This is a genomic window from Streptomyces sp. AB3(2024), from assembly GCF_041862025.1.
Classification (GTDB): Bacteria; Actinomycetota; Actinomycetes; order Streptomycetales; family Streptomycetaceae; genus Streptomyces.
Window position 1 is genome coordinate 1 of record NZ_JBGWAB010000268.1, and the last position, 3,772, is coordinate 3,772.

4 protein-coding genes are annotated in these 3,772 nt (G+C 76.9%); all 4 read right to left on the bottom strand.

Annotation, left to right across the window (positions count from 1 at the left end):
- Positions 1–336 (bottom strand): zf-HC2 domain-containing protein (locus ACEPPI_RS40085; RefSeq protein WP_373920173.1); only part of this gene is annotated, 336 nt, incomplete at its 3' end.
- A complete protein-coding gene (gene sigK / locus ACEPPI_RS40090) occupies positions 336–902 on the bottom strand; it encodes an ECF RNA polymerase sigma factor SigK (RefSeq protein WP_373920176.1) in 567 nt (188 codons plus the stop codon). The genes sigK and ACEPPI_RS40085, both read right to left, overlap by 1 nt.
- A 123-nt stretch (positions 903–1,025) precedes the next feature.
- Entirely contained in the window at positions 1,026–1,436 is a 411-nt protein-coding gene (locus ACEPPI_RS40095) for a hypothetical protein (protein WP_373920174.1), read from the bottom strand.
- Between the two features lie 201 nt (positions 1,437–1,637).
- Positions 1,638–3,772, bottom strand: a 2,135-nt coding sequence (locus tag ACEPPI_RS40100) for an alpha-N-acetylglucosaminidase (protein WP_373920175.1), incomplete at its 5' end; no start/stop codon positions are given.

A 3,772-nucleotide genomic window follows, 5' to 3' on the forward strand; every position in this document is an offset into this window, starting at 1 on the left:
CGCCCCGGGCCCCGCGGCGCCGGGCTCCCGTTCCGCTGCGGGCTCCGGTTCCACCCCGGGCTCCCGGTCGGCGGCGGTCCGCCGGGCCGCCCCGGGCTCCGGTTCCGCAGCGGCGGGGAGCTCCCGGATCCGCCGCAGCACGGCCTCGCGGAGCGCGGGCGGCGGCTCCACCGAGGCCGCCGTGCCCAGCAGGGCGGCCGTCGCCGCGAACTCCCGTACCTCCCGGGCGCAGTCCGGGCAGGTCTCCAGATGCGCCTCGAAGGCGGCGCGCTCCGGCTCCGGCAACGCGTCCAGCGCGTAGGCCGCCGTCGCACCGTGCGGGTTCTCCGTGCCCATCAGCCGCTCACCCCGAGACAGTCGCGCAGGCGCAGGAGCCCGTCCCGCAGCCGCGTCTTCACGGTACCCAGCGGAACCGACAGGGTCTCGGACAGCTCGCGGCAGGTCCGCCCCCCGTAGTACGCCAGGACCACCGACTGCCGCTGGAGGGCGGTCAGCCCCTCCAGGCAGCGCCGCACCCGAGCCCGCTCTTCGTGCTCCAGCGCGGCCTCGGTCACCTCGTCGAACTCCGGCAGCGCCGCCTCCAGCCGCGCCGCCCGCCGCTCCCGGTCGGCCGAGGCCTGCGCGGAACGCACCCGGTCCACGGCCCGCCGGTGCGCCATCGTCAGCACCCAGGTCCGTACGCCGCCCCGCTCGCGGCGGTAGCGCCCGGCGGTGCGCCACACCTCCACGAACACCTCCTGGGCCACCTCCTCCGCCTGCGCCCGGTCGCGCAGCACGGCGCTCGTCACGCCGAGCACGGCCGGGCTCACCGCCTCGTACACCGAGACGAAGGCCGCCTCGTCACCCCCGGCGACCCGGCCGAGGGCGACGGCCAGATCCTCCTCGGTCCGGGCCCGTGTCATGTCGTTCACGTACCGATCCTCCGTGAGGGGCGGGGCCGTGGCGACCCCCGCACGCCTCGTGGACGATTCGGAGCCGCCGGGCCACCGGCTCGGTCCCGTACGGGGGCGGGTCCGGCGGGGCGCTCAGGCACGGGGCCGGCCGGCCCGGTCCGCGGCCCGGCGGGCCATCTCCGCCAGGCGGTCCCCGGCGTCCGACCCGGTCGGCCGAGTCGTCAGTTCCCCGCGTTTGCGCAGCTCCACCACGCCGTCGGTGAGCCGGTCCGGGTGGGTGGGGGCGGCGGGCCCGGGTAACCGTTCGTGCGCGGGGCCGTCGGTCCCGCGCACCAGGAAGGTCAGCAGTTCCAGGGCCGACGCCACCGGCGCCGCCGCCCGACCGGACGGGGCCGCCGCCGTACCGGATGCGGCCTGACCCGCTGCGCCCGCCGGACCCGGTGCCTCCCCGTGGTCCGCGGCGTCCGCGGTGCCCGCGTCATCCGCCGTACCCGGTGCGGTGGCCGGGGGCCCGGGGGGCCGCTCCCGCTCGGTCTCGGACATCTCGCTGCACTCCTGTCGGCCTCCGGCCCGTGGGCGGCCGCCCCTCGGCACGTCCGGGCCAGTCAACCCAGCGCCTCCGCGGGGAGGGAGTCCTCGGATCCGATCTCCCCCGTCCGGGTAGGACGAATCCCCCGGGAGGGTGAGTGTTGCGGCGTGTCGCGAGCGCATCCGGATCCCGTGCGGTACGTCCCGCGCGGTGGGTCAGCCCGCGGTCGCCGCCGGGAGGGTGGCGGCGACCGCGGCGGCCAGGGCGTACGGATCCCCGCGGGGCGTGCCCGGCGGACGGGTGGTGCGCCGCGCCCACTCCTCCTCGTAGGAGTGCCAGTCGATCTCCCGGGGCACGGTCCGCCGGGCCAGCGCCTCCTCCAGCGTCCCGAAGTACAGCTTCCACCGCCCGGCGTAGAACTCCCCGACCAGACCGCTCCATTCGCGGTTCGCGTAGTCGTGCAGGAAGCCCCCCTCGCTGGTGCCGCGGCGCCCCCACACGGTCAGGATCGAGCGCGCGTCGTACTCGTTGTGGTCCTTCTCCGCCTCCGTCGTGCCCCAGGAGCGGGCCGCGTCCAGCCAGCGGCCCAGCAGGAAGTTCGGGTCGGATCCGGTGAGCGCCTCCAACTGCGACTCCCTCCAGGCCCATTGGGCGGCGAGCGTGCGCAGCAGCGCGGCGTTCCCCGCCCCGTAGGCCGCCCTGATCCGCGGCAGCAGCACCCGCGAGTGGTCGGCCAGGGCCTGCCGGGCGGTGTCCACCAGGTCGAACCGGTACGCGCTGGAGGAGCGCAGCCGCGGGGCCACCCGCAGCAGGTGGTCCAGGGCGCGGCGCACCGAGCCCGCCGGGTAGCGCATGGACCTGGGACTCCAGTGCCCGGCGCCGGCCGCCGTCAGTCCCGGCCGCGCGGTGAACAGGCTGTCCTGGGACTCCGACCACAGCCCCGAGGAGGTGCTGTACGGGCCCCGGCGCAGCTCTTCCCAGGCCGCGGCGGCCTCCGGATCGGGCGCTCCGTAGCGGCGTGCGGCGAAGGCGGCGAACCAGGCCCGCTGGTCGATCGGCCCCGGCTCCCAGGCGAGGTCGGTGAACAGGCCGAAGGCCGCCGGATCGGTCCCGGCCGCCTCCGGCAGGTACGCGGTCCCCGCCAGCGCGCTGTTCCCCTTGGCGCGCCAGGCCGCGAACCGGTCGATCCACACCGAGGTGTTGGCGCCCACCGTCGTGTGCCCGCCGAAGTTGTGGATGGTGCCCATCGCGTACGGGACGCCGCCCCAACGGTCCTCCCGGTCCAGGCGGTTGTACCGGTCGGACAGCCCGTCCAGGATGAGCAGCTTGGAGGTGTCCACCCCGGCGAGCAGCTCCGGCGTCGGGTCGTCCTGCCAGCCCAGCACCGCCCACAGGGCCCCCGGGTGCGCGGCGTGCAGGGCGCCCTGGACGGCCCGCGCGGCGGCCCTCACGTCCACCCGGCCCGTCCGCCCGCCCTCGTGCAGCGGGCTCATCCGGTACATCGTGCTGTCCCCGAAGACGGCCCGCTGCTCCGCGTAGTACGCGGCCGCGAGCCGCCCGGACACCGGTGAGGCGGGGTCCAGCCAGTCGGGCCGGACGAAGCCCGCCCAGTCGCCCTGGGCCACGGTGACCGCCCCCGGATTGCGGGCGGCGAACCGCGGCGGCACCGTGCCGAACCAACCCGGCAGCACCGGGGTCATGCCGAGTCCGCGCAGCTGCTCGGCGACGCGCCCGCCCAGCGCGGCCCGCTCGCGCATCAGCCGTTCGGTGACCGGCCCGCCGAAGCCGCTCAGGTTCTGCAGCAGCCACCAGCTCTGGTGCGCGGGGCCGGGGATCCACTCGCGCAGCTCCCGCGCCGGGTAGCCGAAGCCCTGGAGCGCCTTGTAGTACGGGTACTCGGCGCCGACCTGCACGAACACCTCGTTGACCCCGTGCAGGGCGAGGACGTCGATCTGCCGGCGGCGCTCCTCGAAGGAGCGGTACGCGCCCGCGTACCCGTCGTCGGTGTCGTTGAGCGCGTACCGGTGCGGGACGAGCGCGCTGCGGGTGACCGGCTCGGGCACCGCGGGCAGGGTCGTCGGGAGCATTCCGAGGCTGTCGCCCGGCAGGCCGATGTCCACCCCGGCGACGTGCCGCAGGTACCAGCCGACGCCGGTGAGCAGCGTCGCGCCGGTGGAGCCGTGCACGGTGACGGCCCCCGCGCGGCCGGAGACGGTGAAGGTGTCGGCGCCGGCCGCCGGGGCGGGCACGAGCGTGAACTGCCCCGCGTGGCGCGGCAGGAGCCGTGCCAGGGCGGCCCGCGCGGGCGCGGCGTCGAAGGTCCGGGGCGCGCCGGGGCCCGCCGCCGAGG

Excerpts from the sequence above, each read along its gene's own strand:
- sigK (WP_373920176.1), bottom strand. The coding sequence starts at position 902 with ATGACACGGGCCCGGACCGAGGAGGATCTGGCCGTCGCCCTCGGCCGG.
- ACEPPI_RS40095 (WP_373920174.1), bottom strand. The coding sequence starts at position 1,436 with ATGTCCGAGACCGAGCGGGAGCGGCCCCCCGGGCCCCCGGCCACCGCA.